The organism is Pseudoalteromonas sp. SCSIO_11900 (assembly GCF_000576475.1).
In the GTDB taxonomy this organism is placed as follows: Bacteria; Pseudomonadota; Gammaproteobacteria; order Enterobacterales; family Alteromonadaceae; genus Pseudoalteromonas; species Pseudoalteromonas tetraodonis.
Genome location: NZ_KK070025.1, coordinates 474,419 through 492,288, shown reverse-complemented (window position 1 = coordinate 492,288; position 17,870 = coordinate 474,419). Strand labels below are relative to the sequence as shown.

The following is a 17,870-nucleotide window of genomic DNA, read 5'->3' as shown; positions in this document are numbered from 1 at the left end:
TGAGCAACTTTTAAACCAACTACACCATAACAGCTAATTAATTTGCTTTTGTCCTTATACACATACTTATTAATTTTTATTACTACATTAAAACTATAAAAACCTTTAGCTTAACAACATCATCAGCGATAATAACTATCTACTCAGCTAACCCAATGAACACTTAAATACAATGTTGAAAAAAAGCATCCTTATTACTTCTGTTATCGTCTTTAGCATCATTACGGCTGTTGTAGGCAGTTCAATTTATACACTATATAGTAAAAAGGTGGTCTCTGTAGACCCAAAACTAAAAGAAATTTCAGGCATTGAGTTTGATAAACATAAACGGCTTTGGGCTATTAACGATAGTGGCGACGAGCCTAAGCTTTATAGGCTCAATGACGATGGTTCAATTGCAAAAGAAGTACTCGTCACGAATGCAAAAAATATAGACTGGGAAGATATGACGCAAAATAAGTTTGGTCATTTCTTTTTAGGCGACTTTGGTAATAATAAAAATGAACGTAAATGGCTAACAATTTATAAAATAGAAAACCCCATAGATATAAAAACCAATACAACAGAAGCTGAAATTATAAAGTTTACCTACCCAGAATTAGATGGCAGCCCAATACAGCCTGATCAACGTAATTATGACTTAGAAGCGTTTGTGGCTTTTGGACGACATTTATACTTGTTTACTAAAAATCGCACAGAGCCATTCGATGGAATTACTAACGTTTACAAAGTAGGCGACCATGCAGCGAATTTTGATGCCCAGCTGATAGACTCATTTAAAACGTGCACCACTATGGAAAAGCTTTGCTGGATCACATCCGCAGCACTTAGCCCAGATAGAAAAAAGCTCGCACTACTAGATTCAACCAGTATTTGGCTGTTTGAAAACTTTAAAGGCGATAAGTTTTTCTCTGGCGATGTATTTAAAATTGACTTAGGTATTGTAACCCAAAAAGAGGCAATCAGCTTTTATGATGACAACACCATCGCCTTTACCGATGAAGAATTCAAAGGCATTGGCGGCAATGTTTATTTTATAAAGCTCGACCAAGTAACCAAAGTAAAAGTGCAGCGAAGCCATCCTCAGCCGCAGTAGTTTAAAATAAATCTATTTCTGAGAAATTAACTTGTACACTTATTAAGTTCTCGGCAAGTAAATCTTCATAGATACAAAATTTATCTCGGCCATTATTTTTTGCATAATAAAGCGCTTTATCTGCGCTTTCTAGCACTGCAATTGGAAAACATAAGGACTAATACGCGCTAAACCAGCACTGATCGTCATATTTTCAACAAAAGGAAACGATGTATTACCTAATGAGCTGTATAAATTCAGCCATTTTATTACTGATTGAGTCAGCATCTGTGGGCTCAAAAACAATCACGAACTCTTCCCCACCAAAACGAAAAATTAAATCTGTTGAGCGAAAAAAGTGACGCATTTTTTGCGCTAATACCAGTAACACTTCATCTTTACAGATATGACCTTATTGATCATTTATATTTTTAAAATGATCAATATCTAAAATAGCCAGCCAAGATGTTGATGCCTGCTTTTGTTGCCTTTTATCCTCATCTCGGGATGAGCCGTGCATTTTTAATACTTGTTTTTCAATTAGCTGTTTTATTTTTTTCTCAAAGGTCTATCTATTTAACTGACCCGTTAATTTATCTCTTTCGCTTTCATGGAGTATCACTAAATAGTTTTCAAATATGCGACAAAAAGCATATAGCATCACTTGAGCCGAACTATCTAAACTTTTTGAAACCACAGAAATGGCAGCAACTGTTTTTTCTTGGCGGGTAATGGGGAGGCAACGGCGTTCAATTCCATCGGCAGACTGAACAGTAATAATACAGGCAGAGCGTAAACACGATAGAAGTTCATCCTCAGGCTGTGCAACAATTTGTCGTTGTACCCACTCTAATTGCTTTTCACCCGTCACTTTTAAGCAAAGACTTTGCTCAATAGTCAGTTGGCCTTAAAATTCTATATCTTTATAAACTAAGACCTTTTTACAGCCTATAAATTCTTGGATGGTCGATATCAAACTATATTCAAGAGAATCTACATCTCTATTTTTTGCTATTTTGATGACTGAATTCAGTAAATTTTCTTGCATTGTACTCCCTAAAGCAAACTGGGCGTTTGAGCATTAATAAAATTTAGAATAGACCACGCAGTGGAATATGCTAAATAAAAATTCAAGCATCAATGCTCATTCAGTTAAGGAGCCGCGCTTTTAATATATTAAGAACTGTAAGTGCTATTTTAGCTATTGGTCATGCAATTAATAAACTTCTCAGAGAGCTGTGTTATAGCCACTTTATCAGTGTACATAGGCTCGTTATTTTTTATTATAAACTCAGCACATTGTGCTTGAGATTGTTTGAATTTTTGCTTACATGAGTTTACCGATTCGCCAATTACTTCTTGGTAGATAGTTTCATCACACAAGCTATCGGCAAATTGACTCGCCCCGGTAATAATTTCATTAATGCTGACAGGAGAGGATTCTAATTTGAAGAATATATCGCTGTAAGTTTCAACCGTTATGCTCTGTGCAGGGTCAAATAAAGTCGTTTTTGCACTTAAATATGAGCCACCTATTAATAATGCCACAGCAGCCATTGTTGTGTATTTCATAACATTTCCTTGTAAAGTCTTAGCCCAGTGGTGCTAAAAACGTCCTATTTCACTCACATCTTATTAGCCAATGCTAATAAAATTAGTAACTGTATTGATGAGATTTATTAAGTACCGGAGAATTGCAACAAATGCAGGGCAATAAGCCTATTGATTTGGTTAAAAATATTCCTTGTTCCTAATATCGAGTAGACTACAATCAAGTTAGCTTAAATGCAATAATTAATGCTCACTGAATGTACTAAATAAATCGAATTAACGCTTAAATTTAGTCTCTAAAATAACCGAGGAACGGGTACGCTCTACCCCATCTAAGTTACCAATATCATCAAGTAAGTGGCTTAACTTCTCAAGGTTCTGTGCTTCTACAATGGCAATTAAATCAAACTCTCCACTAATTGCATACAACTGAGAAATCGCATCAATTTGCTTTAATTCAATATTAGTTTTTGTTGTTAGCTTATGTTTTACTTTTATTGAAACATGCGCAGAGACCAAGCTATTTAAAAAGTCATCTCCAAAGTCAACGCTATAACCCTTAATGATCCCACTTTGCTCTAATTTTAGCATTCTGCTTTGCACCGTTGAACGAGATAAACTCAAGTGCCTTGCAAGATCAGAAATGCTAGCGCGGGCGTTCGTTTTTAATACTGAGAGTAGTTTTTCATCTTGGGGAGTTATCATAATGCTAATTAAATTCGTTAATTTGACTATTATTCTAATCATTTTTCACAAAATAGCACTGCAAATTTCATTCATAACCTTTGATAATGACATTTTTAATAAGTAAAACACATTGTATTGCTGAATCATCTTGACCTTATCGTTATTTTTTCAGCAACGTATTTTTTATGTGAATAATTTAGGTGTAAAAATGCAAGTAACCAGAGATTTATTTAACGACGTAATGGTCCCTAATTACAACCCTTCAGCTGTTGTTCCTGTTCGCGGTGAAGGCTCACGTGTGTGGGATCAGAACAATAACGAATTTATCGATTTTGCCGGTGGTATTGCAGTTAATTGTTTAGGGCATTGCCATCCTGCATTAGTCGGTGCACTTAAAGAGCAAGGCGAAAAAATTTGGCACTTATCAAATGTAATGACCAATGAGCCAGCTCTTCGTCTAGCTAAAAAAATGGTTGATGCCACGTTTGCTGAAAAAGTTTACTTTGCAAACTCAGGGGCTGAAGCAAACGAAGCAGCATTAAAATTAGCACGTCGCTTTGCACTGGATAAATTTGGTGCTGAAAAAACTAAAATTATTGCTTTCAATAAAGGTTTTCATGGTCGTACATTTTTTACTGTAACAGTGGGTGGCCAAGCTGCTTATTCTGACGGTTTTGGTCCAAAACCTGCTGATATTGTGCATTGTGACTACAATGATATTGCCGCTTTTGAAGCCTTAATTGGTGATGATACCTGTGCGGTAATGATGGAGCCATTACAAGGTGAAGGCGGCATTGTGCCACCAACTAATGAATTTGCACAAAAAGTACGTGAACTGTGTACTAAACACAACGCACTACTTATTTTTGATGAAGTGCAAACCGGCGTTGGCCGTACAGGTCACTTATACGCATACGAAGGCTTAGATGTTGTTCCTGATATCTTAACGACGGCTAAAGCCTTAGGTGGCGGTTTTCCAATTGGCGCTATGATCACCACCACTGAAATTGCAGCACACCTAAAAGTAGGCACGCATGGGTCTACATATGGTGGTAACCCGTTGGCTTGTGCTGTTGCAGAAGCGGCATTTGATACCGTTAATACACCTGCTGTATTAGATGGCGTAAAAGAGCGTGAACATATGTTCCGTGATGGTTTAAATGCAATTAATGAAAAATACCATGTATTTAGCGAAGTCCGTGGTAAAGGCTTACTAATCGGTGCGGTACTAAATGAGAAATTTGAAGGCCGCGCTCGTGACTTTTTAGTAGCAAGTGCAAATAACGGCTTAATGAACTTAGTAGCCGGTATGAACGTTATTCGTTTTACACCTTCATTAGTGATCCCATTTGAGGACATTAAAGAAGGCTTAGCTCGCTTTGAAAAAGCAGTAAGCGATGTAGTAAACGGTTAATAACTAAGTAAAACATAACTAAGTCCTGAGGCAAACACACGTTTACCTCAGGATTTTATATGTTGTTGGAGCAAGTAGTTAATGCAAGTATTACGTCCTATTACTGTCAATGATTTTGCAGCACTTAAAGAGATTGCCATTGAGTCTGGCCATGGCTTTACCTCTTTACCTGTCGATGATGGGCAACTACAAGAAAAAATTGATCGTGCGCAAAACAGTTTTACTAAAAACGTAGATAAGCCCATCGACGAAAGCTATCTATTTGTTTTAGAAGACAGTGAAACCGGAAAGGTAATTGGTACTACCGCCATTGAAGCGGCCGTCGGGTTATCTGTACCTTTGTATCATTATCATCTAGGTAAAACCGTTCATCACTCACCTACCTTAAACGTTTACAATACCGTAGATATTTTGAGTATGTGTAATGACTACACTGGCTGCTCAGAAATATGTACTTTATTTTTACGTGAAGACAGTAGAAAAGGCCTGACGGGACGTTTTTTATCACGTTCACGTTTTTTATTTATGGCGCAACACAGCGAGCGCTTTGCCGACACAGTAATTGCTGAAATGCGTGGTGTTAGCGACGAAGACGGTCACTCGCCATTTTGGCAATGGTTACAGGAACACTTTTTTAGCATTGAATTCCCACAAGCCGATCATTTAGTGGGGTTAGGCGATAAAGTGTTTATTAGTGAACTCATGCCTAAATACCCTATCTATGTGAATTTGCTGAGCAAAAAAGCACAAGCGGTGATTGGCCATGTGCATGATAAAACCAAACCAGCACTTAAACTGCTTGAAAAAGAAGGATTTGAACACCGCGGATATGTTGATTTATTTGACGCAGGCCCCACTGTAGAAGCAAAACTCGGTAATATTCGCAGTATTCGTGATTCACAGGTGTGCCCTATTACTATCGGCGAGCTTGAACATATCAATGAGCAAAGCTCAGACACCCTTGCTATTTGTAATCAAGGGGTTAGTGACTTTAGAGCCACATTCACTAAACATGCTCATTACAATCAGGCAAAGCACACCTTAATCATCAGCCAAGAAGTAGCTGATGCACTTCATTTAAAACAAGGAGATGCAGCGCGATTTTTCCGCCTGTAACATTATTTATGAACACACAACTAATTAATAATCAATGGCTTGTAGGCAAAGGCCCAGCGTTTGATTCTATTAACCCAAGTAATGGTGAAATTGTATGGCAAGGTAATGGCGCCAACGCAGAGCAAGTTGACAGTGCCATTAAAGCGGCAAGAGCCGCGCAAGCTCAATGGGCAGACATGCCAATTGAGCAACGTATTACTATTTTAGAAAACTTCGTAGCCCAACTAAAAGAACACAGCGAAGAGTTTGCCACTATTATTGCTCGTGAAACAGGTAAACCGCTATGGGAAACACGCACAGAAGTGGGCGCGATGACAGGCAAAGTGGCCATTGCGATCCGTGCTTACAATGAACGTACTGGTACAACCGAAAACCCAATGCCTGGTGCAAAAGCCTTTATTCGCCACAAACCTCACGGTGTGGTCGCTATTTTTGGTCCGTATAATTTCCCTGGGCATTTACCAAACGGCCATATTGTACCAGCCATACTAGCCGGTAATACCGTGGTATTTAAACCATCAGAATTAACACCTCATGTAGCGCAGTTTACCTTAGAACTATGGTTAAAAGCAGGCTTACCTGCTGGGGTTATAAACCTTGTTCAAGGTGAGTTAGAAACAGGTAAAGCGCTGGCCTCACATCAAGATATAGATGGCCTATTTTTTACTGGTAGCTCAAACACAGGGCATTTATTACATAAACAATTTGCTGGCCACCCAGGTAAAATTTTAGCGCTTGAAATGGGCGGTAATAACCCGCTAGTGGTTAAAGATGTTGCTGATGTTAGCGCCGCCGTGCACGATATTATTCAATCGGGTTTTATCACCTCAGGCCAACGCTGTACTTGTGCACGCCGTTTGTTTATTGAAAAGTCGCCCAATGGCGATGCTATTTTAGAAAAGCTGATTAGCGCCACCAAAAATATCTTAGTAGACGATAGCTTTGCGGACGATCAACCTTTTATGGGTGCCATGATCAGTGAAAAAGCCGCATTAGGCATGGTGGCAGCGCAAGCTGAGCTAGTTAAACAAGGTGCTGAGATTCTTGTTGAGCTTAAGCAGTTAAAATCAGGCACTGGGTTTGTAAGCCCAGGCATTATTGATGTCACTAATATAAGCGAAATTGCCGATGAAGAACACTTTGGCCCGCTTATAAAAGTATATCGTTACACTGATTTCAATAGCGCTATAACAGAAGCAAACAACACCAGCTTTGGTTTATCTGCTGGTTTACTTGCTGATAGCGAAGATGATTACAGTCACTTTTTAAAACGTATTCGTGCCGGCATTGTTAACTGGAACCGCCCTATTACAGGCGCATCAAGCGCAGCGCCATTTGGTGGTATAGGTGCCAGTGGCAACCACAGAGCCAGTGCGTACTACGCTGCAGATTACTGCGCATACCCAGTGGCCTCAGTAGAGTCAGAAAAAGTTAACTTACCGCAAACCCTCGCGCCGGGCTTAATAATTGAATAACAATTTAAACAGATTTAAGGATTTACCATGCATACTGATGTAAACACATTATTTGATAACCTGTGGCAAAACTACCTAAGCGTAACGCCATCGGCTGACAAAATTCATGACCTATTAGGCTCAACGCAAAAAGACGATATAATCAACGACCATATTGCGCTGCGTACTTTTAATATTGAAAAAGTAGGCCTTGAAAAACTAGCTGCACACTTTTTAGCCATTGGCTACAAAGAGTGTGGTGAGTATCATTTTGAAGCAAAAAAACTCTACGCTAAGCATTACGAGCACAGCGATCCAACGCAGCCTAAAGTGTTTATCTCTGAGTTATTAGTTGAAAAATGCTCGCCTGAACTACAAGCAATTGTCACTGATATGGTTTCACAAATTGACGAAAGCGCAGTGACTGCCGATAACTTTTTATATTCAGGCACGCATTGGCAAGTAAGCACCGATACATACAAAAAGTTATTAGCTGAGAGCGAATATGCGGCGTGGATGTCTGCGTGGGGTTATCGTGCCAATCACTTCACCGTGAACATTAATACTTTGGCTAAGTTTGATAACATCCATGATGTAAACCAAGCTCTTAAAGATGCAGGTTTTGCACTCAATACCTCAGGGGGTGAAGTAAAAGGCTCACCAGAGGTGCTATTAGAGCAATCATCAACATTAGCTGATGAATACGCAGTAACCTTTAGCGATGGCGATATGCGCATTCCTAGCTGTTTTTACGAGTTTGCTATTCGTTATCCAAAACCTGATGGTGAAATTTACACCGGTTTTGTCGCTGCCTCTGCAGACAAAATATTTGAAAGCACCAACGCACGATAACCAAAGTGTGTTGAATTTAAAAAGCCCACTTTTGGGCTTTTTTTGTGCCTAATGAATGGTTTAAAACAATTTTATGTATCGATAAAACGATAAATAAAAATGAGAACAATCAATTGCCCCCTTATGGGCATGCAGGCTTATGTGTGTAAACTTAAACGCAGTTGCTTATTCCAACTGCGTTTTTTGCTAAAAAAAGTAGCCGCCCTTCCTCTTTAATATTATAAAAACAACGGCTTATAGTCGTTTTCTAGTTGTTTGAATGACAAATCGCCAATAAATCGACCAAAGCTGAGCCACGTAGCAAGGCCTCTTAAATCTTTAAAATGAGGCGGCACAAATTGCGGATTTTCAATGACACCTAAGTCATGCAATTGCGAAATTAATCTAAAGTCATCAATTGATATTTTACCCACCAGCAATAATGGCAACTGATCAATTCGACCAAGCTGTATCGCCACCCTAATTAAGTTGTAAACTAAAACAAAGCCTTTTATGTAAGCAATATCTTTGGTAAAGGGTAAGCCGGTTGCGGTACTGCCTCTAAAAACGCGCTGTGCAAGGGTATAGCTGTCGTCTTTTGATAAACCTTGAGCAACGTAATCTCGGTAAATATCGATAAACTCAGCGCCATCAATTACTTTCGTCACCGCTTGAATACGGTTTACTAATTTTGATAAGCGACGTGGTGTTGATTTAAGAGTAATAATTTCCGTCAGTACTGCAAGCCCCTCTTGGGTCACCGTAGAGCTTGGTGTGCCTTTACTCAAGCAAGTTAAATAAGGTTGCGCTAAGCCATTTTGAGTGGTGCCTACATGGATCCAGCCCTCGTGCACCTCTAAAATATCTAATTCGCGCTGAGAAAACTTAACATCTTGATTGAGCTTAATATTATTAGCACCTGCTGCCGCATCGCTGACAATACCATCACTTAGCATCACTTCTACGTTTATTCCCGGCATGCTGGCATTGACCTGTTCAGATAAAATCCGCACCGCGTCGCTGGCCTCAATATTTTTAGGATCTTCTGGCAAAATATCCGCTGCAAGTAAATTTTTTAAAGGCTGTTCGAGCATATTAGCCAGTTCTGATAGCGAAGGCTCACCGGCATGAAACAAATCTTTAGGATGACCAAATAGCTCCACTGATAAGTCATGAAACTCTGGCGTACCGCGGTATTCAAGCATACTCAGAACCGTTTTATATTCGGTACACATTTTACCCATATATTGTGCAATTGGGTTTAATTGTCCCAACTGGTTAATAATATTGCGGTGCAGTGTTGAAAATGCTTGGCGCAACTCGCTAGGAACAAATCCTAAATCGCGCTGTTGATAATAAGCACGATCAATAAGTGGATTTTTTTGACATTTTTGTCTAAAAAATTCCTCTTTAATTTGTTTATCCCAATTTATTGCATCGAGTATTCTAATGGGTGTTTGCAATGCAATGAGTTGGTCGGATAATTCACGAGTTTTCAAAAGTAACGCTTTGTCTATCATGGTAAAAGCTCAACAAAAAGTGAACTTTGAGCATAATTTATAAATGAAAAATAACAAAGCAATATCATACTTTTTAGACTATTGTTTTTATGATGATCGACCCTCACTTCTATAGCGTATGAGTGATTAAATAAAAGGGACAAACAATGAAAAATGAAATCGACAATAAACAGATTCTAGCGGTTTACGAACGCATTCAACAACGCGGAGAAGTCACAGAAGAAGGTAAATTTTATCAAGGGATCACTGCATATTCTGACATAGATGGCTATACCGTCTATTTACAAGGTAGTGGTGTTTTACTTCGCTTTGGGTTTCATAATACTTATCACCTTGATTATGAACATGACAAACACAAAGACGACTTTTTGAAAAAACTTTACAACATAGCTAATGAAGAGTGATGCGATCAACTAATAGAAGAAACAGACCAACCAGTTCGCGCAATTTGCAGTTTATTAATCAAGTTATTGCGCAATTAAAAGCAGAGCCTGAAAAACTGCAACTCATCAAAAACAACCTTGCTTATTACCGTGCGCAAACGCATTTAAAACGTGGATTTTTACTTGCAATAGAACGTTTTGATTGGGTATTTGAAGCGACCGATAATATTGATGAAATTTGCGACCAAATTATGGCTGACGATTATATTGGCAACCGTTTAAGACGTTATCCTTTGTTATTTAAAGGCGTTGTTGAAACCTAAACAGCGTCTTTATTTATCTCTTCACTAAGTTAACATTTCTGTAAATTAATCTCATATTTCACTTCCTGAATCTTTTTTCTTGGATCTTCCGACAAACTCGCCTTACCGCTTTTTAAAGTAATCTGCCCACAAAAAATACAATTAGTACTCTAATAGTTATCACACTAATAAATAAATCACTAAAAGTTTCACCAATTATGTAAACAAATAATTACACCGCAAAATACAATCAAAAAAACACACGTAACAAATTGTTATTAAATGATATTTTACAAAAATCCAGCTTGTTAATATAACTTCATTTTAGACTTATTTTATTAATTATTTATCCACATTTCAGACACTCACCATTTGCACGAACCTTGAATTGTTAGAGCTATTACCTTAAGCTTATCTTTATTGAACGATCAATTAATAAAAATTATGCCTAAAGTTGGAATGGAACCTGTAAGGCGTCAGCAGCTAATTGACGCAACAATAGAGTCAGTTGCGCAAAAAGGGTTACAAGCAACCACAATTAATAGTATTAGCAAAAATGCGGGGATGTCCTCTGGCATAATTAGCCATTATTTTGGTGGGAAACAGGGGCTAATTGAAGCAACTGTGCGTTACTTACTGTCTAACTTGAAAGATGATTTGATCAGCAAAGTAGATGAAAAGACCACGCCAACTCAAAGGTTAATGTTTATTGTTGAATCAAACTTTGCGCTAGTACAACAACGAAAAGACACCACTCGGACGTGGTTAAGTTTTTGGGCGCAATCAATGCACGACAAGGAACTTCATCGTTTACAAAATGTAAACAGCAAACGCTTGCAAAGCAATTTAACCGTTTCATTTAAGCAATTAATGCCTTTAGCGCAAGCAAATCTCGCGGCAGAGTTAACCGCAGCAATGATTGATGGTTTATGGCTACGAGCCGTATTAAGCCAATCAGACGAAAATCAGTTTAAACACAGTGAATCACTGGCTAAAAACTACGTGCATTCACTTATCAAGCAATATGGAGCCTAACGTGACTACACCTATCTATCAAAACTTTATCAACGGTCAATTCCTTGCAAACAAAAGCGGCGAAACATTTGATGTAGTAAACCCTGCAACCGGCCAAGTAATTTATGCCGTTGAAGTTGCCGATGAATACGTTCAAAACGCAGCAATTGAAAGTGCAAAACAAGGCTTTAAAGTCTGGTCAGCTATGACCCCTATTGAGCGCAGCCGTATTTTATTAAACGCCGTTGCTATTTTACGCAAGCGTAATGATGAGCTTGCACTAGTTGAAGTGCTCGATACCGGTAAACCAATGCAAGAAGCTAACTGCGTAGATGTTGAAACAGGTGCAGATGTAATTGAATATTTTGCAGGCCTTGCCCCTGCGCAAGTTGGTCAACAACAAATGGTTGGCGATGACTTTTACTACACACGCAAAGAGCCTTTAGGTATTTGTGCTGGTATTGGTGCATGGAACTACCCATTACAAATTGCATGTTGGAAGTCTGGCCCTGCCCTTGCAGCGGGTAATGCATTTATTTTTAAACCTTCAGAAGAAACCCCGCTTGGCGCAATTAAATTAGCCGAGGTGTTTATTGAAGCAGGTGTACCCGCTGGCGTATTCAATGTAGTTCAAGGCGCGAGTGAGGTAGGCCAATGGCTTACTGCACACCAAGATATTGAAAAAGTATCATTTACTGGTGAAGTAGGTACCGGTAAAAAAGTCGTCGCCAGTGCTGCAGGTACATTAAAAGATGTGACTATGGAACTAGGTGGTAAATCGCCGTTACTTGTCTTTGACGATGCCAATATAGAGCAAGCAGTAAGCGCGGCAATGTTAGGGAACTTTTATACCCAAGGTGAAATTTGTACTAATTGCACTCGTATCTATGTTCACAAAAATGTGTACCAGCAGTTTATTGATGAGCTTAAAACACGCACCGAAAACAATATTATTGCCGGCGATCCACAAGATTTAAACACTAACTTTGGCGCGCTTATTTCTAAAAAGCATCAAGATTTAGTGCTGAGCTACATCAACAAAGGCATTGAGGAAGGGGCAACGCTATTAACCGGTGGCTCAACGCTTTCACCAGCATCAGCGCCAAATGGTTATTTTGTAGCGCCAACCGTATTTGTTGATTGCAACGATGAAATGACCATCGTCAAAGAAGAAATTTTTGGCCCAGTAATGAGCGTTTTAGTGTTTGATGACGAAGATGATGTTATTGCACGTGCTAACGGCACTCACTTAGGTTTAGCTGCAGGCGTTTTCACTAGCGATATTAAACGTGCTCATCGCGTTATTCATCAGCTACAAGCGGGGATTTGTTGGATCAATGCTTACGGTAACTCGCCGGCAGAAATGCCTGTAGGTGGCTATAAGCAATCAGGTATCGGCCGCGAAAACGGCATACAAACGCTTGATCATTACACGCAAACTAAGTCTGTTTATGTTGGTATGGCTGACATAGAAAGCCCATTTTAAGGAATCATTATGAACCACTCTTTTGATTATATTATTGTAGGCGCAGGGTCGGCAGGCTGTGTGTTAGCAAATCGCTTGTCTGAAGATTCAAGTAACAAGGTATTGTTACTTGAAACCGGCGGCAGCGATAAAAGCATCTTTATTAAAATGCCCACTGCTCTGTCGATTCCAATGAATACCGATAAGTATGCGTGGCAATTTCATACGCAGCCAGAAAAGTACTTAGATAACCGTGAAATGCACTGCCCACGCGGTAAAGTGCTTGGCGGCTCATCATCTATTAATGGCATGGTGTATGTACGTGGTCATGCAAAAGATTTTGATGAATGGCAGCAACATGGCGCTAATGGCTGGAATTATCAAGCCTGTTTACCGTATTTTAAAAAAGCAGAAAGTTTTTACCTAGGTGAAAACAGCCATCGTGGTGGAAAAGGCCCCCTTGGCGTTAATAACGGTAATAACATGGAAAACCCTTTGTATAGCGCCTTTATTGATGCTGGTGCTCAAGCGGGTTATGCCACTACAGCTGATTATAATAATGCTCAACAAGAAGGCTTTGGCCCTATGCACATGACCGTTAAAAACGGTGTGCGCAGCTCAGCCTCTCGTGAATATTTAGATCCGATTAAACATCGCAGTAACCTAACAATTGTAACCGATGCACTTGCGCAGCGCGTTATTTTAGACGGTAAAAAAGCAACCGGTGTTGAATACAAGCTCAATGGCACAGTTAAAACAGCCACAGCAAGTAAAGAGGTTATTTTAAGTGCGGGCTCTATCGGTTCTCCTCACCTGTTACAACTGTCCGGTATTGGTGATACACAAATACTTGAAAAAGCAGGTGTTGAAGTAAAACATCACCTACCAGGTGTTGGTCAAAACTTGCAAGACCATTTAGAGTTTTACTTTCAATATAAGTGTAAACAACCCATTACCTTAAACGGTAAATTAGGCTTGTTTTCTAAAGGTTTAATTGGTGCAAAATGGCTGCTTAACCGTAAAGGTTTAGGCTCAACTAATCACTTTGAATCATGTGCCTTTATTCGCTCAAAACCCGGTGTTGAATGGCCTGATATTCAGTATCACTTTTTACCCGCAGCAATGCGTTATGATGGACGCAGTGCATTTGCAGGGCATGGTTTTCAAGTGCATGTAGGTCATAACAAACCTAAAAGTCGTGGTAGTGTCACCATTGCCTCAGCGGATCCGACGCAGCCACCAAAGATTGTGTTTAATTATCTTGAGCACCAAGACGACATTGAAGGCTTTAGGGCGTGCGTACGTTTAACGCGTGAAATTATTGAACAACCTGCCTTTGACGACTTTCGTGGTGAAGAAATTCAACCAGGGCAACAAGTTCAAACGGATGAGCAAATTGATGCCTTTGTGCGCAAAGCAGTGGAAAGCGCTTACCACCCTTCTTGCTCTTGTAAAATGGGTGAAGACGACATGGCTGTAGTTAACTCAAATACCCAAGTGCATGGCATGCAAAGCTTGCGTGTGGTTGACTCGTCGATTTTTCCAACCATACCTAATGGTAATTTAAATGCGCCTACCATTATGGTGGCCGAAAAAGCCGCTGATATTATTTTAGGTAATAAGCCTTTAGCTCATACAGGAGTTGATGTTGTGAATGCCACTGATTGGCAAACTTCACAACGAAATAAAACCCTTTAATTTAGCCTGCCATAAAGGCCACTCTTTTAAGCAAAATGCTTTAAGGAGTGCCTTTATGCGCCTTGCAGTGGCTCACAAGCATAAATAGGTTATGCCTGTGTTAATGCAAGCACAATAAAAAACGGAGTATATATGTGTTATTTTTATTCATTCTGGGAGGGCGATAATGACTATTTGGCTTAATGCAGGCATTATTTTCACCTTACTTGCCATTGTTACTATTTTAATAAAATGGGGCAATGTACGTGTAGTAGGCGTCACACCAGTGAGAACATTCACTTTTATAGCAATCCTGTTTACCTCAGGCCTAGACGTTGGCCTTATTATGTTTCCTTTAACCGAATTTGCCGGTTATGCAGACATAAAAGCAAGCCCAGAATATGCATTTGCCAACCCACTCTCTATTGAGTTTGGTTATTGGGGATTTTTAATTTGGGGATTTTATTTTCTTACGTGCTTTTATTTCTGTGTAATAGAACCCAAAGTGAAATTTTTTGAAATTCCATGGGTTAAGTTTATAAATAATGTCGTTATTATTGGTACCTGTGCGTTTACCGCTTACTTATTACTGAGTAACTTGCCGTGGTATTTACCTGAACTCGGTGATGGCTCAAATGTTATTCCTGCGTTTTACTTAATCGTGCTTGCCGCTATTTGCTTTGCGGTGTATTCAAGTACCGATATTAAATATGTACGCTTTTTAAGTATTGCAACTACTTGGTTGTTTATAGCCCTAATTGGCTTTATGTGGGCTGATGCCTTCTTATTTGGCGACAGTGAACTCTCTGCATTTACTAAAAACATCGGATTAATTGGTAATTACTTTGCCAACATCAATGAGTTTGTATTACCACTGAATGATTACCATGAGTTTTACTTATTTTGGTGGTTTGCGTGGAGTATTATGATTGGTCAATTTACATCGCGTTTTGTGGGCGGTTTAAAAACATACCAAGTACTGGGCGCTATGTTAATTTTCCCGTCAATTCCAATCGCTATCTGGTTTAGTGTGTTATATCACTATCACGAAGCCGGCATTCCAACTTCAGGTATTAAAAACTTTGCCATGGTGTTTGTAGGTATCGTGTTTGTTATCAACTCGCTCGATTCACTGATCCGTTTATACACAGATAATTTAAACTTAACTGTAAAACGCCTTGGTAAATTTAAGTACATTGCCATGAACGTTGTCGCTTTGTCGCTACTAACATTGCTATTTAAGCTTGAGTTTTTACAAATTCAATGGGTTGGTGCTTTAGTTATAGGGTTATTCTTTATTTGTATTGGTTTTATTGCCTACAGCAAACTTAAAACAGTCAGCAATATCGAAGGATCGCCTAAAGCGAATAAAATTGATTACACAAAAATAGAAACAATCAGCTAGGAAATCACATGAACAATAAATTAAAACACCTTTTTATCGCTTTACCATTAACTGTTTTATCAACAACAGCAGCGGCTAACTGGTCAACAACGATTACGGCTGCATCTGATTACACCTTTAATGGTGTAACTCAAACAGATAACGATCCTGCGCTACAAGCAAGCCTTGACTACGCGTATGATAACGGTGTTTATGCCGGTGTATGGGCATCAAACGTAGATTTTGGTGATGACACCGACTTTGAACTAGATGCATACGTAGGCCGATACATTCAGTTAAACGAACAAGTAAGCCTTGATTACGGTATTGCTTATTACACTTACCAAGGTAATAACAGCGATGGTAACTACGCAGAAGCGTATACTAAATTTGGTTACGCCAGTGACTACGGCCAAACAGAGCTTAACTTTTGGTACAGCTGGGATTACTTTGGCTACGATACTGGCCATGTGATTTCGATGATTGCGCACACTTTCGAGCTTGCGCCAAATCATGCGATTAGTGCCAGCTTTGATATTTCAAACTCACTCGATGGCAATAAGTTCCAATGGGATGAAGCTAAGGGCGACAAATCGTATTATCACTACCGCTTAGCGTACCAAACAAGCTATGAAGGGTTTGGTATTGAAGTAGCAGCTGAGAATACCAGCTTGGACTACGATTACGCCGATGAGCGAATTGTACTTGCTATCTCACGTACTTTTGACTTGTAATAACTAGGTTTACCATTTAGTAAAACAAAAAACACGCTACCCAGTAGCGTGTTTTTTATTGCCTAGCAAAACCTTGCTTTCATAATGTTTATAACCTTATAACTGCCACGCATAACTGACTTTAGTACAGAAAGTACGTTGGTCACGCTCAATGCTTTTTAACGAGTCACCCTGATAACCTTTATCTGAATAACCTAAATAAAATAACGTTTGTGCGTTAATTTTGTATGAGTAAACCAGCTGACTTCCATAATCTTTGTTGATTTCACTAACCTGATAAAAGTAAGCATCTTCATTTCTGTCTATATCTTCAAACTGTAAAATCAGCTTAAGCATAGCGCGCATGCTAAACTTATAATAAAGCCTAAAATCAATAAGGTTTGCGGTAAAAACACGTCGCCCTTGGTAATCATCTAAATGACTATAATTATGCCTAACATCGACCTGCCAATGATTATTAATATCCCAAACAGCCTGCGGTTGTGTAGTTAAAACATCACCTAACTGCTCATTAGTGTAATCTATACGGCTTACGTATTCGGCGTAAAACGATAATCTTAGATCTTTTATAGGTCTAAAAGCGGCAAGTTATTGGTATCAGCATTCGCGATTTGATAATTAAGCGTATCTGACTGATTAAACCATAGCTGCCATCAACCGATAGCACCGTATTATGGTAGTCACTACTTTCTCTATGTGTAGAAGTGACACCAATAGTACCTTGTTGGCCAATATCATATTGATATCGCGCCACCGCTGCTTTGGTTTTATCATTTAGGTTGGCAAAGCCCGAGCCTTGGTTAGTTGGCAATAAAATATTACCGTTATCGTCATCTGCAAACATTAGCGCATAACTGTGGCTGTCGGTTTTACCGGTGAGCTTGGCGCCAATAGTAGGCTCAGCTATGGTACGGGAATAAAGCAGTTCAAATAAGTTACTTTTAAAGTAAGATGCGCCATCTAAGAAAAACGGGCGTTTTTCAGCGTAATAAATAGAATATGTGGTGTTTACATCCAGTTCTAACGAATCGGTTTCTACCTGAGAAAAGTCAGGGTTTATGGTGGCATTAATTACGGCATCTTTAGTAATACTCCAACGAAGATCAAGCCCTAATTCAGTGTCTACATCGCCATTATCCCACGCACCAGGTACTTATGTTTTTTGATCGTTTCTTAATGCGGTTAATGTTGGCGTTAATTGCAGGTTTTTACTCGGTGCTAAATTATTAAATCCGCTTATTTTGTCAAACTGACACAACGAAG

15 protein-coding genes and 2 pseudogenes are annotated in these 17,870 nt (G+C 39.2%); 12 read left to right on the top strand and 5 right to left on the bottom strand.

Annotated elements, in window-relative coordinates:
* Positions 1–172 precede the first annotated feature (172 nt).
* On the top strand, positions 173–1,096 hold the full coding sequence (locus BG00_RS16425; protein WP_036983957.1) for a hypothetical protein: 924 nt from the start codon (positions 173–175) through the stop codon (positions 1,094–1,096).
* A 1-nt stretch (position 1,097) separates the two neighbouring features.
* Here BG00_RS16425 and BG00_RS18505 read toward each other — a convergent pair.
* The 3 genes and pseudogenes from BG00_RS18505 to BG00_RS16410 all read right to left on the bottom strand — a co-directional run bounded on the left by BG00_RS18505 (position 1,098) and on the right by BG00_RS16410 (position 3,331).
* A pseudogene (locus tag BG00_RS18505) lies at positions 1,098–1,976 on the bottom strand (GGDEF domain-containing protein).
* Positions 1,977–2,272: 296 nt separating this feature from the next.
* Positions 2,273–2,647, bottom strand: a complete 375-nt coding sequence (locus BG00_RS16415; RefSeq protein WP_036983956.1) for a hypothetical protein — start codon at positions 2,645–2,647, stop codon at positions 2,273–2,275.
* Between the two features lie 255 nt (positions 2,648–2,902).
* Complete coding sequence (locus BG00_RS16410) at positions 2,903–3,331, bottom strand: Lrp/AsnC family transcriptional regulator (protein WP_036983954.1); 429 nt, start codon at positions 3,329–3,331, stop codon at positions 2,903–2,905.
* A 190-nt stretch (positions 3,332–3,521) separates the two neighbouring features.
* Between BG00_RS16410 and BG00_RS16405 the strand changes: the two genes are divergently transcribed.
* From BG00_RS16405 to BG00_RS16390, 4 genes are all read left to right on the top strand, one after another.
* The gene (locus tag BG00_RS16405; RefSeq protein WP_036984073.1) at positions 3,522–4,727 is read left to right on the top strand and encodes an aspartate aminotransferase family protein; all 1,206 of its coding nucleotides are present in this window, start codon (positions 3,522–3,524) and stop codon (positions 4,725–4,727) included.
* Positions 4,728–4,808: 81 nt separating this feature from the next.
* Entirely contained in the window at positions 4,809–5,843 is a 1,035-nt protein-coding gene (astA, locus tag BG00_RS16400) for an arginine N-succinyltransferase (RefSeq protein ID WP_013463229.1), read from the top strand.
* Between the two features lie 8 nt (positions 5,844–5,851).
* Positions 5,852–7,318, top strand: a complete 1,467-nt coding sequence (astD, locus tag BG00_RS16395) for a succinylglutamate-semialdehyde dehydrogenase (protein ID WP_036983953.1) — start codon at positions 5,852–5,854, stop codon at positions 7,316–7,318.
* Positions 7,319–7,345: 27 nt separating this feature from the next.
* Positions 7,346–8,149 (top strand): DUF1338 domain-containing protein, encoded by an 804-nt coding sequence (locus tag BG00_RS16390; RefSeq protein WP_036983952.1) that lies wholly within the window; start codon positions 7,346–7,348, stop codon positions 8,147–8,149.
* A gap of 218 nt (positions 8,150–8,367) precedes the next feature.
* Here BG00_RS16390 and BG00_RS16385 read toward each other — a convergent pair whose 3' ends face one another.
* On the bottom strand, positions 8,368–9,648 hold the full coding sequence (locus BG00_RS16385) for a flavohemoglobin expression-modulating QEGLA motif protein (protein WP_036983951.1): 1,281 nt from the start codon (positions 9,646–9,648) through the stop codon (positions 8,368–8,370).
* A gap of 146 nt (positions 9,649–9,794) precedes the next feature.
* Between BG00_RS16385 and BG00_RS16380 the strand changes: the two genes are divergently transcribed.
* From BG00_RS16380 to BG00_RS16350, 7 genes are all read left to right on the top strand, one after another.
* Positions 9,795–10,052: a DUF3081 domain-containing protein gene (locus tag BG00_RS16380; RefSeq protein WP_013463225.1), complete on the top strand. Its 258-nt coding sequence runs from the start codon at positions 9,795–9,797 to the stop codon at positions 10,050–10,052.
* Positions 10,052–10,354: a hypothetical protein gene (locus tag BG00_RS16375; protein ID WP_024600891.1), complete on the top strand. Its 303-nt coding sequence runs from the start codon at positions 10,052–10,054 to the stop codon at positions 10,352–10,354. The genes BG00_RS16380 and BG00_RS16375 overlap by 1 nt, the downstream gene beginning before the upstream one ends.
* A 438-nt stretch (positions 10,355–10,792) precedes the next feature.
* Entirely contained in the window at positions 10,793–11,368 is a 576-nt protein-coding gene (betI, locus tag BG00_RS16370) for a transcriptional regulator BetI (RefSeq protein ID WP_008111458.1), read from the top strand.
* A 1-nt stretch (position 11,369) separates the two neighbouring features.
* The gene (gene betB / locus BG00_RS16365; protein WP_036984072.1) at positions 11,370–12,833 is read left to right on the top strand and encodes a betaine-aldehyde dehydrogenase; all 1,464 of its coding nucleotides are present in this window, start codon (positions 11,370–11,372) and stop codon (positions 12,831–12,833) included.
* A 9-nt stretch (positions 12,834–12,842) separates the two neighbouring features.
* Complete coding sequence (gene betA / locus BG00_RS16360; RefSeq protein ID WP_036983949.1) at positions 12,843–14,510, top strand: choline dehydrogenase; 1,668 nt, start codon at positions 12,843–12,845, stop codon at positions 14,508–14,510.
* 166 nt (positions 14,511–14,676) lie between these two features.
* Positions 14,677–15,894: a BCCT family transporter gene (locus BG00_RS16355; protein ID WP_036983948.1), complete on the top strand. Its 1,218-nt coding sequence runs from the start codon at positions 14,677–14,679 to the stop codon at positions 15,892–15,894.
* An 8-nt stretch (positions 15,895–15,902) separates the two neighbouring features.
* A complete protein-coding gene (locus BG00_RS16350; protein WP_036983947.1) occupies positions 15,903–16,607 on the top strand; it encodes a TorF family putative porin in 705 nt (234 codons plus the stop codon).
* A 96-nt stretch (positions 16,608–16,703) separates the two neighbouring features.
* Here BG00_RS16350 and BG00_RS16345 read toward each other — a convergent pair.
* Positions 16,704–17,868, bottom strand: a pseudogene (locus tag BG00_RS16345) (DUF5916 domain-containing protein); the annotation flags it as partial.
* Positions 17,869–17,870: the final 2 nt, after the last annotated feature.